Source organism: Rhizobium sp. NPDC090275, from assembly GCF_044772225.1.
Lineage (GTDB): Bacteria > Pseudomonadota > Alphaproteobacteria > Rhizobiales > Rhizobiaceae > Rhizobium.
In genome coordinates this window covers 176,779-192,469 of record NZ_JBIVYL010000003.1, presented here as the reverse complement: position 1 = coordinate 192,469, position 15,691 = coordinate 176,779, and the positions used below count along the sequence as shown (strand labels likewise).

The window sequence follows — 15,691 nt, the reverse complement described above, 5'->3', positions numbered from 1 at the left end:
TAAAGGTGGCGGCCGATCGGGTCGCCCGGCTATCTATTTGCAACCGCCCGGCATTTGATATATCCGGAATTTCAGTACATTAACGGGCAGACGTCGAAAGACTGGCGAAACGCATGGGTACGTCCCGACCACCGCCGCGGCGGATAAAAATCAGGCCCGTCTCCCGCTGGCTGCCGGGTGTCGCCCGCGTCGGCACGATCTCGCTGCTGGTCTTTCTCGCTGTCTTCGTTTCGCTCCGCGTTGCAGGACCCTATGTGATCTCGACCGGCCTCGTGCGCTCCGGCATCGAGGACCGGCTGTCGCGTTGGACGGGCTACAATGCCGAGATTTCCGGTCGGCCTGTCATCGAGTTCTGGCCGACGCCGCGCATCACCGTCAACAAGATTGCGGTGCGCCAGAAGGACACCAACAACAAGCTGCTGGGCACGATCGAAAGCGTCTCGGCCGAGTTCAGCCTGATCGATGCCTTTAGAGGCAAGGCGAGCTTCCACGAGTTTCATATCCTGCGCCCGAACCTGCTTTTGACCCGCGAGCGCGATGGCACCATCGACTGGACGAATGACGGCCAGCTGGCACAGGCGATCGCCGGCGCGCAGGAAAAGAACGGCGAAGAGACGCTCGACACGACGCTGGATGCTGATATCGGCACCATCACGGTCGAAGACGGCACCTTGAACGTGACCGATGTCGCCAGCGGCAAGACATATCGCTTCGATGGCGTGACCGCCGATATCGGCTGGCCGCGCCTGTCGAGCCCGATCGGCGCGGTGCTGATCGCTCGCACCAATGGCCTGGACCTGAAGCTCGACTTCTCGTCGCGCAGCCCCCTGCTGACCTTCGGCGGCAAGAATGCACCGCTGAGGGCCGCGCTGACATCGAACCTGGTGACGGCCAAGTTCGATGGCGTGGCCAACATCGCCCATCTGTTCAGCCTGCAGGGCACGATGTCCGTCGGCATTCCGGATCTGCCGGCCTTGCTGACATGGGCGGGACGCGCGCTGCCGGATGCGGCGACGCTCAAGGCATTTTCGATCGACAGCGATGTGACCTCGTCGGCGAACGGCTTTCGCTTCGACAACCTCACGCTCGGCATGAATGCCTCGAACGCCAATGGCGCGATGGATGTGAGCTTCGTGCCTGGCAAGCGCGCCAAGCTCGGCGGCACGCTGGCTTTCGACCAGATCAATTTCAAATCCCTGTTCGACGCCTTCGTGGTGCGGCTTGCCGCCGGCGAAGATCATGGACCGCCCGATGGCGGCGCCTTGCAGCAGCTCGATATCGACTTGAGGCTATCAGCCAAGCAGGCCGACCTCGCGCCGTTCAAGCTTTCCAATGTCGGCGCGAGCATCATCGTCTCCAGCAACGAGGCGCGGTTCGATATCGGCGATAGCCAGTTCGAAGGCGGCGCGCTGACTGCTCATATCGAGACCAAGCGCGGCGACTTCGATGGCGGCGGCAAGCTGCAGATGTCGATCCGGGGCGCGGATTTCGCCAGCCTGATCGAACGCCTCAACCTCAAGGGTCCGTTGCCGCTTGCGACCGGTTCGCTCGACCTCTCGGTCAGCACCGCGCTGCCGATCTGGAAGGCGGGGCCGGCGGATGTGACTGGCAACATTCATTTTCGCGCACAGGCAGGCTCGCTGCCCGGGTTTGATTCCGAGGCGGTGCGCAGCGAAGCGGCGAAGGCGGAGTTCTTTGCGCTGAGCGCTGTATCGCATCGCTCCTTCGCGTTCGATCGCCTTGATATCGCGGCCGATCTCGATGACGGAGCCGCGCAGATCAAGCGCGGCCGGATCGAAGGGCCGCAGGAAACCATCACGCTGTCGGGGGTCATTCCCTACAAATCGAGCGGGCTTGCGCTCTCTGGCAAGATCATTGCCACCGATCCCGCAAACGACGCGGCCTTTCCAGCCCTGCCATTCTTTGTCGGCGGTTCTTGGCCGGATCCGGTCCTTTCGGCGCTGCCAAGCAACCAGCAACCGGGCAACCAGCAGCCGCCGCAGGAAGGCGCTACGAAATAATCACGGCGCGTTGGCCGCCGCCCGCTCATCCCTCTCGCGCTGCAGCTCGCGCCGCTTGGTGATGACCGATGTGCAGACGACGCCGACCGCAACGATGCCGATCAGGATGGTGCAGACCGCGTTGATCTCGGGCGTGACGCCGAGGCGCACCTGGCTGTAGATCTTCATCGGCAGCGTGGTAGCACCCGGACCGGACGTGAAGCTGGCGATGACGAGATCGTCCAGCGACAGGGTGAAGGCGAGGATCCAGCCGGACGCCACGGCGGGCGCGATGATTGGCAGCGTGATCTCGAAGAAGGTGCGCACCGGCGGCGAGCCGAGATCGAGCGCTGCTTCCTCGATCGACCGATCGAAGGTCAGCAGACGCGACTGCACGACGACGGCGACGAAGCACATGGTGAGCGTCGTATGGGCCAGCGTGATGGTCCAGAAGCCGCGGTCGAGACCGATTGCCACGAAGAGCAGCAGCAGCGACAGGCCTGTGATGACCTCGGGCATGACCAGCGGCGCGTAGACCATGCCGGAGAAGAGCATGCGGCCGCGGAAGCGCGTGTAGCGCACCAGCGTGATGGCGGCGAGCGTGCCGAGGATGGTGGCCGCCGTTGCCGAGAGCACGCCGACACGCAACGTCACCCAGGCGGCGTCGAGCAGCGCCTGGTTCTGGAAGAGCGACACGTACCACTTGGTCGAGAAGCCGCCCCAGACGGTGACGAGCTTCGATTCGTTGAAGGAGAAGACGACGAGCAGAACGATCGGCAGATAGAGGAATGCGAAGCCGAGCGTCACGGACGCGACGTTGAAGCGGGTCCATTTCATCATGGTCTATCTCCCCTGCTCATCGGCCTTGGCCTGCACATTCTGGAAGAACACGATGGGTATCACCAGGATGAGAAGCAAGATGGTGGCTACCGCCGAGGATACCGGCCAGTCGCGGTTGGAATTGAACTCGTTCCACAGCGTCTTGCCGATCATCAGCGTCTGCGATCCGCCGAGCAGATCGGGGATGACGAACTCGCCGACAGCAGGGATGAAGACCAGCATGCAGCCGGCGACGACACCAGGAAGCGACAGCGGGAAGGTCACGCGCCAGAAGGCCGTTATCGGCGGGCAGCCGAGATCCTGCGCCGCCTCGATCAGCGTGCCATCCATCTTCTCGAGTGACGAGTAGAGTGGCAGCACCATGAACGGCAGATACGAATAGACGATGCCGATATAGACCGCGATGTTGGTGTTGAGGATGATCAGCGGGCTGTCGATGATATGTAGCGATTGCAGCAGCTGGTTCAGCAGCCCCTCGGGCTTCAAGATGGCGATCCAGGCGTAAACGCGGATCAGGAAGCTCGTCCAGAACGGCAGGATGACCAACATCAAGAGCGTCGGGCGGATGCTGCGCGGGGCATTGGCCATGCCATAGGCGATCGGATAGGCGATCAGCAGCGTCAGCAGCGTGGAGATGCCGGCGATGATGACGCTCGAGAGATAGGCGTTGAAATAGAGCGGATCGTCGATCAGGTAGTGATAGTTGTCGAAGGAGAAGCTTGCGATCTTGTCCCAGACATCGGCCCAGCTGTCGGAGAACGAAAAAGCCGGATCATAGGGCGGCATGGCGATCGCTGTCGTCGACAGCGAAATGCGGAAGACGATGAAGAACGGCGCCAGGAAGAAGAGCAGCAGCCAGACGTAGGGAACGATGATGACAAGGCGGTTGTAGACGGATGATCCGAGCTTGCCCATGGCGTCAATCCTTCAACAGAACGCCGGCGTCCTCGGCGAAGGTGACCCACACTTCCTGATCGTAGACGAAGGGATCATCGACCGCGCGCTGTGCGTTCAGCGACGATGCCTTGACCACCTTGCCGCTCTTCAGCTTCACATGGAAAACGGTCATGTCGCCTAGATAGGCGATGTCCCAGAGCTCGCCCGAGGCGGCATTGATGCCGGGATTGACCGGCGGGGTGCGCGTGACCTTCAGCTTCTCGGGACGGATGGCGAAGCCGGCTGGGCTGCCGACGGCCAAGGGCTCCGCGCCCGACAGCTTGATGGTCAGGCTCTCGTCGATAGCGATCTCGACGCCGCTGGCATTGGAGGCCGTGACCTTGCCGTCGAAGATGTTCACGTCGCCGATGAAATCCGCCACGAAGCGGGAGTTCGGGGCCTCATAGATTTCGGCCGGCGTCGCCACCTGGATGACCTTGCCGTGGCTCATGACCGCGATACGGTCGGCCATGGTCATCGCCTCTTCCTGGTCGTGAGTGACGACGACGAAGGTGAGCCCGAGGTTCTGCTGCAGGTCCATCAGTTCGAATTGGGTTTCCTCGCGCAGCTTCTTGTCGAGCGCGCCAAGCGGTTCGTCGAGCAAAAGCACCTTCGGGCGCTTGGCAAGCGAGCGGGCGAGCGCCACGCGCTGGCGCTGGCCGCCGGAAAGCTGGTTCGGCTTGCGGGAGGCGAATTTCTCCAGCTTCACCATCTTCAGCATCTGAAGCACGCGTTCGCCGATCTCGTCCTTGCCCATGCCATCCTGGCGCAGGCCGAAGGCGATGTTCTTTTCGACCGTCATGTGCGGGAAGAGCGCGTAGGACTGGAACATCATGTTGACCGGGCGCTTATAGGGCGGCGTTCCGGCCAGATCGGTGCCGTCGAGGATGATCTCGCCCGAGGTTGGCTGCTCGAAACCAGCCAGCATGCGCAGCAGCGTGGACTTGCCGCAGCCGGATGCGCCGAGCAGCGCGAAGAACTCGCGGTGATAAATGTCGAGAGACAGATCATCGACGGCGGTGAAATCACCGAAGCGCTTGGTGACGTTCTTGACCGAGATGAACGGCTTGGCGGCCGGATCGGCCCAAGGCGCAAAGGAACGGCGAATATTGCCGAGTGACTTCATGATTTTTCCCCGAAAACTGACCTGATCCAATGCGCCACTAAAAGAAATGCCCGAACCATCAGGTTCGGGCAGATCAGTGCATTACTGACCGGTGACGACTGTCGTCCACAGTCGCGTCACTGCACGCTGCGCTTTCGCATCGAGCGGCGGAACGGTGAAGAGCTTCGCCATGACCTCGGGCGTCGGATAGATCGCGGTATCGTCGATCACTTCCTTGTCGAGCAGTGGCTGCGATGCCTTGTTGCCGTTGGCGTAGAAGACGTAGTTCGATGCCTTGGCGGCGACCTCGGGCTTCATCATGTAGTTGATGAATTCATGCGCTTCCTCGACATGCGGCGCATCCTTCGGGATACCGAAGACGTCGAAGAAGATCTGCGCGCCCTGGTTCGGCACGGAGTAGTCGACCTTGACGCCGGAGTTGGCTTCGGTCGCGCGGTCGCGGGCCTGGAAGACGTCGCCCGAGAAGCCGAGCGCGATGCAGATGTCGCCATTGGCAAGGGCGCTGATGTATTCCGACGAGTGGAACTTGCGCACGAAGGGACGAACGGCCATCAGCACGTCCTGCGCCTTCTTCAGGTCCTCGGTCTTGGTGCTGTTCGGATCAAGTCCGAGATAGGCGAGCACGGAGGGGATGACGTCGGTCGGGGAGTCCAGCATGTAGATGCCACAGTCCTTGAGCTTGGCAGCCTTTGCCGGATCGAAGAGAGCATCCCAGTTCGGCTTCTCATCCGTGCCGAGCGCTGCCTTCACCTTGTCGACGTTGTAGCCGATACCTGTCGTGCCCCACATGTAGTCGATGGCGTATTCATTGCCCGGATCGAAGGACGCCACACCCTTGGTGACCACGTCCCACATGTTGACGAGGTTAGGCAGCTTCGACTTGTCGAGCTTCTGGTAGACACCCGCCGCGATCTGGCGCTGCATGAAGGATACCGTCGGCACCACGACGTCGTAGCCCGTCCCGCCGGCCAGAAGCTTGGCTTCCAGCGTCTCATTGCTGTCGAAGGTGTCGTAGACGACCTTGATGCCGGTTTCCTTGGTGAAATCTTCGAGGATGGAACTGTCGATATAATCGGACCAGTTGTAGACGTTGACGACGCGATCCGCGGCGACGGATGGCGTGATCGAAAGCCCAGTCACGAGAGCCGTGGCCGCGAGCTTTGCGAGAATTGACCTCATGCTATCTCCTGCTTTTTGTTTGGGCACCGTTTTCCGCGGATGCCCTCCCTCTGGTTTTGGTTGCAGACTAGAAAGGATTTCTGGAGCCGACAAGCGCAAAATCCTGCACTCTCAATGATTTCGCCGTAACTAAAAGTCGAAGCTGCTGAGGCCCGAGACCATCTCATCAAGCCCCAACGGACGTGTGACAGGCGGCTCGGCGCGCGAAAGACATCCCCGCCTTTCGCAGAGACGACAGCCGGAGCCTGCCGTGATGGCCTTTTGCGCGGAAACCGCCCGGCCGTAAACCGTCCCCTCGCCCGCCGAAGCATCACAACCGACGAGAAGCGCCGTGCGGCGGACGCGCTCGCCGAACGGCGCGTTCGGCCCTTCCAGCGTGCGGGATATGGTGAGGTAGCGGTTATTGTCCGGCATCTCGACCATTTCGGCGAGGATCTGCCCGGGCTGGAGCAGCGCGACATGGACATTGAGCTTGGGACAGTCGCCGCCGAAGCGCAGATGCGGGAAGCCCTGCGATCCCGCGCGCCGCAGCCGATGGCCGGCGCCGTCGATCTCCATGGTGAAGAAGGAGACCGCCGACGTGCCGGGGCGCTGCAGCATGGTCAGCCGGGTTGCCGCCTGCGCAAAGGAGACGTTGAAGCGCACGCGCAGGATATCGATGTCGTAAGACGCCGCCTGGGCCGCGGCGAGGAAGGGCGCGTAGGGCATGGTCAGCGCCAGCGCCGCATAGCGCGCGAGTTCGAAGCGGGCGATGCGTTTGGCCTCCTCGGTAGAGAGCATCAGGCCTTCGAGCTCGCCAAGAATCGCCTCGCGCAGCGCCAGCGTCGCGACTTCGATTGCGATCTCCTGCGCCTGATCTGCCGGCGACAGGCGCTCGGAAATGAAGAGCCGCATGGAATGACGATCGAAACGGCGGCGCAGATCCGGCATGACGTGGATGGGAAGGACGCGCACGCCGATGCCGCGCTCGGCGCGCAGCCACTCCTTGAATGTCGAGATGATATCGCGGGGGTCGGAGAGCGCATGAAGGAACGTCTCGGCCGCCGTCTCGATGCGCGGGAAATAGGCCGAGCGGCGCTCCAGCACGTCGCGCACTTCATCGGCCGGCAAACGCGCGCCCGACAGCGGCACCTGGCCCTCCCCTGCACTCAGAAGCGTGAGATCGGACAGGCGCGCGGCCTGTTCCCGGTAGGCGCGGTAGAGCTTGATGACGCCGCTTGTCGCATTGGGTGCTGCTTCCGCGACTTCAACCAGCTCCTGATCACCCGGCAACTCGCCCGATAGCAGCGGATCGGCGAAGACTTCCTTCAACTGAGTGAGGCTGCCGCCGCTTTCGGCGCGCAGCTCCTCCAGATCGACCTTGTAGACCGCCGCGAGCTTCAGCAGCAGCTGCACGGTCAGCGGGCGCTGGTTGCGTTCGATCAGGTTGAGATAGGACGGCGAGATCTCCAGCGCCTCGGCCATCGCAGCCTGCGTCACGCCGAGGCCGTTTCGGATACGGCGGACCTTTGGACCGGCAAACATCTTGCGCTCAGCCATGTGACAATCCTTTACAGAATATCCGGGTCGCAGAATTTACAAAACTTGACAAATTTACTGCCCAATTCTGTCACGTCCTTTGCATCGCGACCAGTTTTCCGTCACCTGAGTTCAGTTAACTCTGGCAATTTGCGCCTGATTTGTAAATCCTGTCAATCAGCATCAAAGGAGGAGAAGACCATGCCTACGCTTGCACGCGTCAAGGAACGCGCAGAGGAACAATCCACCAGCATGACGCCGGATCAGCAGGGCATGATCCGCATGCTCGCCAACGATCTGCACCGGCTGAACCAGTCGGTCATGAAGGCGGTCGACGCCGGCGTTTCGGTCGAGATCGTCCGCTCGGCCCGCCATCACGGCGGCGATGGAAACTGGGGTGATCTGTTGATCCCCGTTATCGTTGCAGGCAGGGTCTAACCTAGCCCCTGATCCGGCCTGTGACGCGGCGCCTCAGCTTCGGCTGGGGCGCTTTCCCGCAAAGAGATCGCTGTAGCTCTTCAACAGCTTGGTCATGCGATCGGCGACGGTGCGGATTTCCTGGCGGTGGCGGTCCTCGTTGTTCATGACGATCCATTGCTGATGGCGCAGGTCCGGCAGCTCCGGGCCGAGACGCTGCAGGTCTGGATCGAGATCGCCGACGAAGCAGGGCAGTACCGCCTTGCCGGCGCCCGCGCGGACGAGATCGAGCAGCGAGCGCGGGCGATTGACGGTGGCGACGATGGCACCTCCAGCATTGCGGTGCGGCCAGCGCAGATAGTTGGAGATCGCGTCCTCCTCCCCAACAGCCAGCCAGCGCTCTTCCTGTTCGCCGGCATTGCGCCTGGCATAGACCGCGTAGGCCACCTCGCCCAACAGCCGCGCGGCGAGATTGTTTTCCTCCGGCTCGAAGGCGCGGATGCCGATGTCGATCTCGCGGTAGTTCAGGTTGGCGCGCGCCTCGCCTATCGTCATCGACACCGCGAAGTGGTCGCCGGGCATGCGGATGGCGCCGAAATTCTCGGCCATCAGCCAGGCGACCCAAGTGCCGGCGGCGATCCGCACGGTTGCTCCGACGCTGCTTGCCTGACGCCAGGCATCCACCTTGCGGGCGGCGGCCTCCATGTCCTTCAGATGATCGAGCAGGGCCTGGCCATCCGGCGTCAGCCGGTAGCCGGTCTAGCTGCGAGAAAAGAGCGTTCGGCCGATCTCCTGCTCAAGATCAAGCATCCGCCGGCCGACGGTGGCAGGGCTGAGCCCGCTTGCGGCAGCCGCCCCCGTCAGCCCGCCGAGACGCGCGACCTGCAGGAAGAGCTGAAAGGAATCCCATTGCGTGCTTTTCATGAGTGAAAAACATAATGGGGTTTCTTTCGTTTATGAAGCGAATTTTGACGAATATCCTGTGTCCATCTTCACTTCAGAAAGGACACGGTCATGATTGAGTTGATCGCCTTCATCGAGCTCGCCAAACTCAACGAGAGAAATTTCGACCCGTATCGTGCACGCGAAGAGGAAGCCTTCTACCAAGGCTACGGACAGTCGAGGCTCGAGCGTTTCGCCGCTCGCCTTCTCGCCGTGTTGCCCATGAAAAAGGGCCACCCAGAGGGCAGCCCTTCGATGATCAAACCTGATGGAGAACCGATCAAGCAGCGTTTCGCATGCGGACCTGCTGCGGGGCCGAAGACGCATCGATGCGGAACTGTTGTATCAGCGACATGAGCGCATCGGCTTCGCTCGCCAGCTGGCGGCTCTGCTCGGTGGTATCCTCAACCATGGCCGCGTTCTTCTGCGTCATCTGATCCATCGCGTTGACGGAGCTGTTGACTTCCTGCAGGGCCGCCGACTGGTCGGCGCTGGCGGTGGCAATGGTTTCGACGTGCTTGCTGATAGCGATGATCTCGCTGCTGATCGAGGCCAGCACCGAACCGGTCTTCTGGACCAGTCCGGAGCCTGCCGCGACTTCGCGGGTCGAGGTTTCGATCAGGCTCTTGATCTCGCGCGCGGCATCGGCCGAGCGCTGGGCGAGTTCGCGCACTTCCATGGCGACGACGGCAAAGCCCTTGCCGGCTTCCCCAGCGCGCGCGGCCTCGATGCCGGCGTTCAGCGCCAAGAGGTTGGTCTGGAAGGCGATGTCGTCGATCACCTCGATGATCTGCTCGATCTGCTTGGACGCCGCTTCGATGCGGTCCATCGCGGCAACGGTGTCGCCGACCACGACAGTCGAGCTGTCCGCCGTCTTCTTGGTGACGATGACGGCGCTGTTTGCCTCGCGGGCGCGTTCGGCCGACGAGCGGACGGTGACGGTGATTTCTTCCACGGCAGCAGCGGTTTCCTCCAGGCTTGCAGCCTGTGCCTCGGTGCGCTTGGAGAGCTCATCGGCGGACTGCAGCATGGAGCCGGAATTGCGGTGGATTGTCACCGCGTTGTCGCGAATGCGCGAGAGCGTATCCTGCAGGCGTTCGAGCGAGGCATTGAAATCCACGCGCAGCTGTTCAAGCCGGCCGACGAAAGGCGTTTGGATCATTTCCGATACATCGCCGCGCGACAGGCGACCGAGGCCGGCGGCCAACTCGGTGACGGCAAACTGGATCTGGTCGTCGAGCGTGCGCTTTTCGGCATCGTTGCGGCTGCGCTCCGCGTCGCTGAAGGCGCGCTGCTCGGCGGCCTGCGTTTCCAGCGTGAGCCGAGCGCGGGCGCCGTCCTGGAACAGGGCGAGCGCCTTGCCGATCGCGCCGAACTCGTTCTCCTTCTCCGTGCACGGGATCTTCGTGTCGAGATTGCCAGACGAGATCGTGTTGATGGCGCCCGTCAGCGTCTCGAGCGGGCGGATCGTGGCGCGGATCGCGAAGTAGGCGATGACGCCGACGATCAGCAGGACCGCGAGGCCGACGCCAACAACCAGGGTCAGAAGCTGCTGCAGGCTGCTGTAGTAGACCTCCATCGGGATGCCGATGAAGAGGACGCCAACGGTGGCGCCCGCTGCACTCTTGACCGGGAAATAGCCGGTCATGAACTTCTTGCCGAAGAGATCGGCCGGGCCGTAATAGGCTTCACCCTTGGCGAGAGCCGCCTGCGCCGGATGGCCGGCAGCCAGCTTGGTGCCGACGGCGCGCTCACCGTTTTCCTTCTTCACGTTCGTCGACACGCGAACATAGTCATCGCCCTGACGCTCGAACACCGTGGCATAGCCCGCAATGGAGGCGGCGGTGCGATCGACTAACGCATGGTCGCCAAGCGACGGCGGCAGCTTCTCTTCACTGACCGCCACGAGCTTGTTGTCGCGAACATCGACCTTTGCTGCCTGATCGCCGGCCGCGTACAGCACCGCCATTGCGCGGCTCGCATCCTTGGCATCGGTGACCGCGCTGGTCATGACATACGCGCTAAGATTGTAGTAAGTCGCAGAAACAATCGCCGCTGTACTGAATACCAAAAGAGCAAGCGTAATCGCGACGATCTGCCGAACAATAGACGCTGAGAAAAAGCGAAGCATACAAAGACCCCTGAGGAATAATCGGGGCCGAAATTAGTGGGAAAGATTTAAGATAAATTGCAATGAAACTGACGAATGTCACCGTTAAGACCGCAAGAATGCATAGGTGATTTCCTGGAGACTCATGCATTAGAGGATATGCAAATGGCCCCGTTTCCGGAGCCATTGCATATTCGCTTGAAAAGTATCGGGCGCAATCAGGCTGCGCGGTACACCTTTTCCTGGCTGCCGCTGTCGATCTTGAACTGCCTGACGAGACCAAGCAGAGCATCGGCTTCGTTGGCGAGTTCGCGGCTGGCGGCCGTGGTTTCCTCGACCATGGCGGCGTTCTGCTGGGTCATCTGGTCCATCTGGTTGACCGTGGTGTTGACCTCCTGCAGCGCGCCGGACTGATCGTGGCTGGCGCGAGCTATGACCTCGACATGCTCGCTGATGGCGACGATCTGCGTGCTGATCTTTGCCAGCACCGTGCCGGTCTGCTGCACGAACTGCGAGCCGGAGTTCACCTCGTTGGTCGACTTGTTGATCAGCCCCTTGATCTCCTGGGCAGCAGCGGCGGAGCGCTGCGCCAGTTCGCGGACTTCCATGGCGACGACGGCGAAGCCCTTGCCAGCTTCCCCGGCACGCGCGGCCTCGATACCGGCGTTGAGCGCCAGGAGGTTGGTCTGGAAGGCGATCTCGTCGATAACACCGATGATCTGCTCGATCTGCTGCGAGGCTTCCTCGATGCGGGTCATCGCGTCGATCGCATTGTTGACGACGGTCGCCGAGTCATCGGCGCTGCGCTTGGCCTGGCGCACAACCTGATCTGCCTCCTTGGCACGCTCGGCGGACGAGCGCACGGTGACGGTGATCTGGTCGACGGCGGCTGCCGTCTCTTCCAGCGAGGCGGCCTGATTTTCGGTGCGCTTGGCGAGATCCTCGGCCGACTGGGCCATCTGGTTGCCATTGCCCTGGATCATTTCGACGTTATCGCGGATTTGGCTCATGGTTGCCTGGAGGCGCATCATCGAGCCGTTGAAATCCTGGCGAAGCTGTTCGAGGCGGCCGATGAAGGGCGTGTCGATCGTGGTCGAGATATCGCCCTGCGACATGCGTTCGAGACCAGAAGCAAGCGCGTTGACCGCGAATTCGATCTGGCGGTCCATCTCGCGCTTTTCGGCGTCGTTGCGCTGGCGCTCGTGCTCGGAAGCGGCGCGCTCCTCGTCGCTCTGCTCCTCGATGCGGATCTTGGAGATCGCGTTTTCCTTGAAGATGCCGAGTGCGCGGGCCATGTCGCCGATTTCGTCGTGGCGCTGTTCACCTGATATGCTGGTGTCGAGCGCGCCATCGGCGATGCGGCGCATGGCTGACGTGATCTGGCCGATCGGCCGCTGCAGTGTCAGGACAAGGGCTATACCGCCGACAACCGAGAGCAGGATGCCGAGACCGGTCGTGAGAACGGAGATGCCGTTGGCCTGTGTGCGCTCGACGCCGGCGGTCTGCTTCTGCAGCTCAGCGAAGGCGGTAAGCTCGCCCCAGACGGCGTTCAGCTGCGTGCGGGCGGAGGCGTAATCGGCGACGCGCTGCTCGATGGTGGCGACCAGGCTTTCGGCATCCTTGTCCATCGAGGCAAGTGCCGGCGACATGGCGGCGACGATATCTTCCGCGAAGTTCATGCCCTTGGCGCTGGCAAGCAGCGTGTTGAGGTTGGTGCCGAGGGTGGCGATTTCCTGGTGCAGGCGAACGCGGTTGTCCTTGTCCGGCTTGGCGGCGAATTCGCCGAGGACGAGCTGCAACGAATAGATCGCGCTTTCGAGGCGGCGCGTGTCTTCCAGCACGGAGTTGGTCTGGGCGATGCGGCTGTCGAGCTCGACGAAGGTGGTGGTGGCGGCACGCATCATCTGCGTTGCCGTCAGCTGGGTGTAAGTCGACATCTGGCGGAAGCGCGAAACGAGACGGCCGAGATTGGCGATGGCCTCATCGGTGCCGGCGTCGGCGGCGGTCGCCTGCGCCTTCACGTCGCTGATCGTCTGAGCGAGCGACTGCGTCATGCTCTTCTGGTTCTGCGGAACGGAGATCTCGATCAGGCGCTGAGCTTTCAGGATGCCCGGGAGCGCGTCGGTGACCACCTTGAGCTTGTCGGCCGGCAGTTGCGCCTTGCCGAAATCGGCCATCACGGTCGCCAGCGCATCGCCGCCCTTCAGGAGTCGGTCGGCGGCGCGGAGCGTCGCGGTGGCGTTGCCTTCGTCGTTGCGAATGTTTTCCTGCAGCTGCTGGGCGTCGTAATTGACGTTGAAGCGGCTGGAGATCATCACCTTCTGGGCTTCGTCGATCGACTTGCGCAGGGCGACTTCCTGTTCGTGCAGGGTCCAGAGCTTGCCGACGGTGTCGTAGATACCATTGGTTCCATCGGTCGCGGCCTGCAGATTGGCGCGGCCGGCATTGTCGCCGATCTGCTTCAGCGTGGCGCTCAGCGTCGCATGCTGGGTGGAGACATCGGCGTAGAGCTTGTCGCGCGCTTCCTCATTGGTCACACGCAGGAAATCGTCCATGGAGCCGAAGAGATCCTTGAAACCACTCAGCGACTGAAGGACGCTGTTGGAGATCTCCATTCGGCCCTGAAGCAGGCCGGACGCATAAAGGCCGGTGAAGCCGACTGCTGAAATGCTTAAAACAAACGGCAAGACAAAGATGAGGACCTTGGTCTTGATCCTGAAACGGGAAAGAATCCTGTCAATAAACATGGGGGTTCCGGCCTTCCATACACCACTCCTCCCACCGGCGGCGAGATTGCGCGTCGGCTGAGTGCATCGAACATTTTGGAACAATGGGGGATCGCGAGCGCATGCTCGGACGGCAATCATTGCCTGTCACGCTCCGCAAGATGCGAGGCGCCCATAAGTCATACTAAAGCTTTGCCGAAGATGCGTTAATTTTTATATAAGCTTAGGTAGCCGGATATCGCAGCAAACCGGGCGTTCGCGCGCTTATAATGCAGGCGCATCGGTGCGCCGCAAGGTCTCGTCGTCTTGAAAGGGAGTGCCTTAGAGCATTCGCGGAAGGAAGAGCGCCATGACGGCGGCGGCGGCACTGGCGGCCAGGACGAAGTAGCGGATTGCGACAAGCCGTGTATCCGGCTGAGCCTTGGCAATTGCGATGGCGCGGGCGCGTCGTGTGTTCTTGTTCATCTGCAGAACCTCACTTCTCTATGTCACAACAATCCAACAAAAGACTGTGCTCGTAAAGCCTTATTTAGGAAGCCAATTTAAGCACGTCATCGGGACAGGATGGCGCACCCTGCTTAAGAACTCTTGAATCCTTCAACTGGTTTCATCTCTACGAAGAATAAGCTTTATAGACTGTCACCAGCCGCGACACCCGACGCCCAGGCCCACTGGAAATTGTAGCCGCCGAGCCAGCCGGTGACGTCGACGCACTCGCCGATGAAGTGGAGACCAGGGACTGCCTTGGCCTGCATGCTGCGGGAATCGAGTGCTGATGTGTCGACGCCGCCAAGCGTGACTTCGGCCGTGCGATAGCCCTCGGAGCCCGAAGGCTTGATCGTCCAGTTCTGCGCGGCATCGACGAGGCGCGCCAGCACCTTGTCGGACATGTCTGCCATGTTGCCGGTGACGCCGGCGCGCTCGGTCAGATATTGCGCCAGGCGCTTGGGGAGTACCTCGCCGAGTGCGGTCTGCGCCGACTGGCGGCCATTCGCCTGCTTTGCCGCCTTCAAATGCGCGAGGAGATCGACATCGGGCTCGATGTCGACGGTGATCTCGTCGCCCTCGCGCCAATAAGACGAGATCTGCAGGACGGCCGGGCCGCTGAGGCCGCGATGGGTGAAGAGCAGCGCTTCGCGAAAGGCGGTCTTGCCGTGGCGCAGTTCGGCGGGGGCCGCGATCCCCGAGAGCGGTGCGACGCTTTCGAGCAATTGCGGGTCGAGCGTCAGCGGCACGAGGCCGGGGCGGGTTTCGATGAGGGGCAGGCCGAACTGTTCGGCGATGCGGTAGGCGAAACCGGTCGCGCCCATTTTCGGGATCGACTTGCCGCCGGTGGCGATCACCAACGAGGTGGCGTGATACTCGCCCTCGGAGGTCGACACTCGAAAGCCGTCCTCGGTCTTATCGACCGCAACGATCTCGGTGCGCAGCTCGAGCCTGGCGCCCGCCGCCTGCATCTCGTCCAGCAGCATGCGGATGATGTCCTTGGCGCTGTCATCGCAAAACAGCTGGCCGAGCGTCTTCTCATGCCAGGCGATCTTGTGCCGATCGACCATGGCGACGAAGTCCGATGGCGTGAAGCGGGCGAGCGCCGACTTACTGAAATGCGGATTGGCCGAGAGGAAATTCTTCGGCGAGGCGTGGATATTGGTGAAGTTGCAGCGACCACCGCCGGAGATGCGGATCTTGTCGCCGGGCGCCTTGGCGTGATCGAGCACCACCACCGAGCGGCCGCGCTGGCCGGCGCGGATGGCGCACATCATGCCGGCGGCGCCCGCACCTATGACGATCACATCGCTTCCTCGCTGCACGGCTGTTTCCTTCGTCGAAAGGCGTCTTCTTTTTCCATCAATAGGCGAAAGTCAACGTGCCTCCCCCCTCGCCAATTGCCAAACTC

At 61.9% G+C, this 15,691-nt stretch carries 12 protein-coding genes and 1 pseudogene; 3 read left to right on the top strand and 10 right to left on the bottom strand.

The features are described 5' to 3' along the window. Window positions 1–113 precede the first annotated feature (113 nt). Window positions 114–2,021: an AsmA-like C-terminal region-containing protein gene (locus ACIQUB_RS08880; protein WP_113235515.1), complete on the top strand. Its 1,908-nt coding sequence runs from the start codon at window positions 114–116 to the stop codon at window positions 2,019–2,021. On the opposite strand, the gene ACIQUB_RS08875 is transcribed toward ACIQUB_RS08880, so the two are convergent. The 5 genes from ACIQUB_RS08875 to ACIQUB_RS08855 all read right to left on the bottom strand — a co-directional run bounded on the left by ACIQUB_RS08875 (window position 2,022) and on the right by ACIQUB_RS08855 (window position 7,620). Continuing rightward, window positions 2,022–2,840 (bottom strand): ABC transporter permease, encoded by an 819-nt coding sequence (locus tag ACIQUB_RS08875; protein WP_018898485.1) that lies wholly within the window; start codon window positions 2,838–2,840, stop codon window positions 2,022–2,024. A 3-nt stretch (window positions 2,841–2,843) separates the two neighbouring features. Beyond that, complete coding sequence (locus ACIQUB_RS08870; RefSeq protein ID WP_113235514.1) at window positions 2,844–3,755, bottom strand: ABC transporter permease subunit; 912 nt, start codon at window positions 3,753–3,755, stop codon at window positions 2,844–2,846. 4 nt (window positions 3,756–3,759) lie between these two features. After that, window positions 3,760–4,902, bottom strand: coding sequence for an ABC transporter ATP-binding protein (locus ACIQUB_RS08865; protein WP_113235513.1), 1,143 nt, complete (start codon window positions 4,900–4,902; stop codon window positions 3,760–3,762). An 81-nt stretch (window positions 4,903–4,983) separates the two neighbouring features. Continuing rightward, complete coding sequence (locus ACIQUB_RS08860) at window positions 4,984–6,081, bottom strand: polyamine ABC transporter substrate-binding protein (protein ID WP_113235512.1); 1,098 nt, start codon at window positions 6,079–6,081, stop codon at window positions 4,984–4,986. Window positions 6,082–6,210: 129 nt separating this feature from the next. Then, window positions 6,211–7,620, bottom strand: a complete 1,410-nt coding sequence (locus tag ACIQUB_RS08855; protein ID WP_113235511.1) for an XRE family transcriptional regulator — start codon at window positions 7,618–7,620, stop codon at window positions 6,211–6,213. A gap of 180 nt (window positions 7,621–7,800) precedes the next feature. Between ACIQUB_RS08855 and ACIQUB_RS08850 the strand changes: the two genes are divergently transcribed. Further along, a complete protein-coding gene (locus ACIQUB_RS08850) occupies window positions 7,801–8,037 on the top strand; it encodes a hypothetical protein (RefSeq protein ID WP_113235510.1) in 237 nt (78 codons plus the stop codon). 33 nt (window positions 8,038–8,070) lie between these two features. On the opposite strand, the pseudogene ACIQUB_RS08845 reads toward ACIQUB_RS08850, so the two are convergent. Then, window positions 8,071–8,940 (bottom strand): annotated as a pseudogene (locus ACIQUB_RS08845) (LysR family transcriptional regulator). A gap of 90 nt (window positions 8,941–9,030) precedes the next feature. On the opposite strand from ACIQUB_RS08845, the gene ACIQUB_RS08840 reads away from it, so the two are divergent. Beyond that, a complete protein-coding gene (locus tag ACIQUB_RS08840; protein WP_162737359.1) occupies window positions 9,031–9,315 on the top strand; it encodes a hypothetical protein in 285 nt (94 codons plus the stop codon). Here the strand turns inward: ACIQUB_RS08840 and ACIQUB_RS08835 are convergent. The 4 genes from ACIQUB_RS08835 to ACIQUB_RS08820 form a co-directional block, all read right to left on the bottom strand. Next, window positions 9,239–11,089: a methyl-accepting chemotaxis protein gene (locus ACIQUB_RS08835; protein ID WP_113235509.1), complete on the bottom strand. Its 1,851-nt coding sequence runs from the start codon at window positions 11,087–11,089 to the stop codon at window positions 9,239–9,241. The genes ACIQUB_RS08840 and ACIQUB_RS08835 overlap by 77 nt on opposite strands. A gap of 197 nt (window positions 11,090–11,286) precedes the next feature. Next, on the bottom strand, window positions 11,287–13,815 hold the full coding sequence (locus ACIQUB_RS08830; protein WP_113235508.1) for a methyl-accepting chemotaxis protein: 2,529 nt from the start codon (window positions 13,813–13,815) through the stop codon (window positions 11,287–11,289). Window positions 13,816–14,115: 300 nt separating this feature from the next. After that, the gene (locus ACIQUB_RS08825; protein ID WP_018898475.1) at window positions 14,116–14,259 is read right to left on the bottom strand and encodes a hypothetical protein; all 144 of its coding nucleotides are present in this window, start codon (window positions 14,257–14,259) and stop codon (window positions 14,116–14,118) included. A 164-nt stretch (window positions 14,260–14,423) separates the two neighbouring features. Next, window positions 14,424–15,605, bottom strand: coding sequence for an NAD(P)/FAD-dependent oxidoreductase (locus ACIQUB_RS08820; RefSeq protein WP_113235507.1), 1,182 nt, complete (start codon window positions 15,603–15,605; stop codon window positions 14,424–14,426). Between the last annotated feature and the right edge of the window lie 86 nt (window positions 15,606–15,691).

Coding starts and splice junctions, on each gene's coding strand:
- ACIQUB_RS08835 (WP_113235509.1), bottom strand. CDS start 11,089: ATGCTTCGCTTTTTCTCAGCGTCTATTGTTCGGCAGATCGTCGCGATT.
- ACIQUB_RS08830 (WP_113235508.1), bottom strand. CDS start 13,815: ATGTTTATTGACAGGATTCTTTCCCGTTTCAGGATCAAGACCAAGGTC.
- ACIQUB_RS08850 (WP_113235510.1), top strand. CDS start 7,801: ATGCCTACGCTTGCACGCGTCAAGGAACGCGCAGAGGAACAATCCACC.
- ACIQUB_RS08860 (WP_113235512.1), bottom strand. CDS start 6,081: ATGAGGTCAATTCTCGCAAAGCTCGCGGCCACGGCTCTCGTGACTGGG.
- ACIQUB_RS08865 (WP_113235513.1), bottom strand. CDS start 4,902: ATGAAGTCACTCGGCAATATTCGCCGTTCCTTTGCGCCTTGGGCCGAT.
- ACIQUB_RS08840 (WP_162737359.1), top strand. CDS start 9,031: ATGATTGAGTTGATCGCCTTCATCGAGCTCGCCAAACTCAACGAGAGA.
- ACIQUB_RS08825 (WP_018898475.1), bottom strand. CDS start 14,259: ATGAACAAGAACACACGACGCGCCCGCGCCATCGCAATTGCCAAGGCT.
- ACIQUB_RS08875 (WP_018898485.1), bottom strand. CDS start 2,840: ATGATGAAATGGACCCGCTTCAACGTCGCGTCCGTGACGCTCGGCTTC.
- ACIQUB_RS08855 (WP_113235511.1), bottom strand. CDS start 7,620: ATGGCTGAGCGCAAGATGTTTGCCGGTCCAAAGGTCCGCCGTATCCGA.
- ACIQUB_RS08880 (WP_113235515.1), top strand. CDS start 114: ATGGGTACGTCCCGACCACCGCCGCGGCGGATAAAAATCAGGCCCGTC.
- ACIQUB_RS08870 (WP_113235514.1), bottom strand. CDS start 3,755: ATGGGCAAGCTCGGATCATCCGTCTACAACCGCCTTGTCATCATCGTT.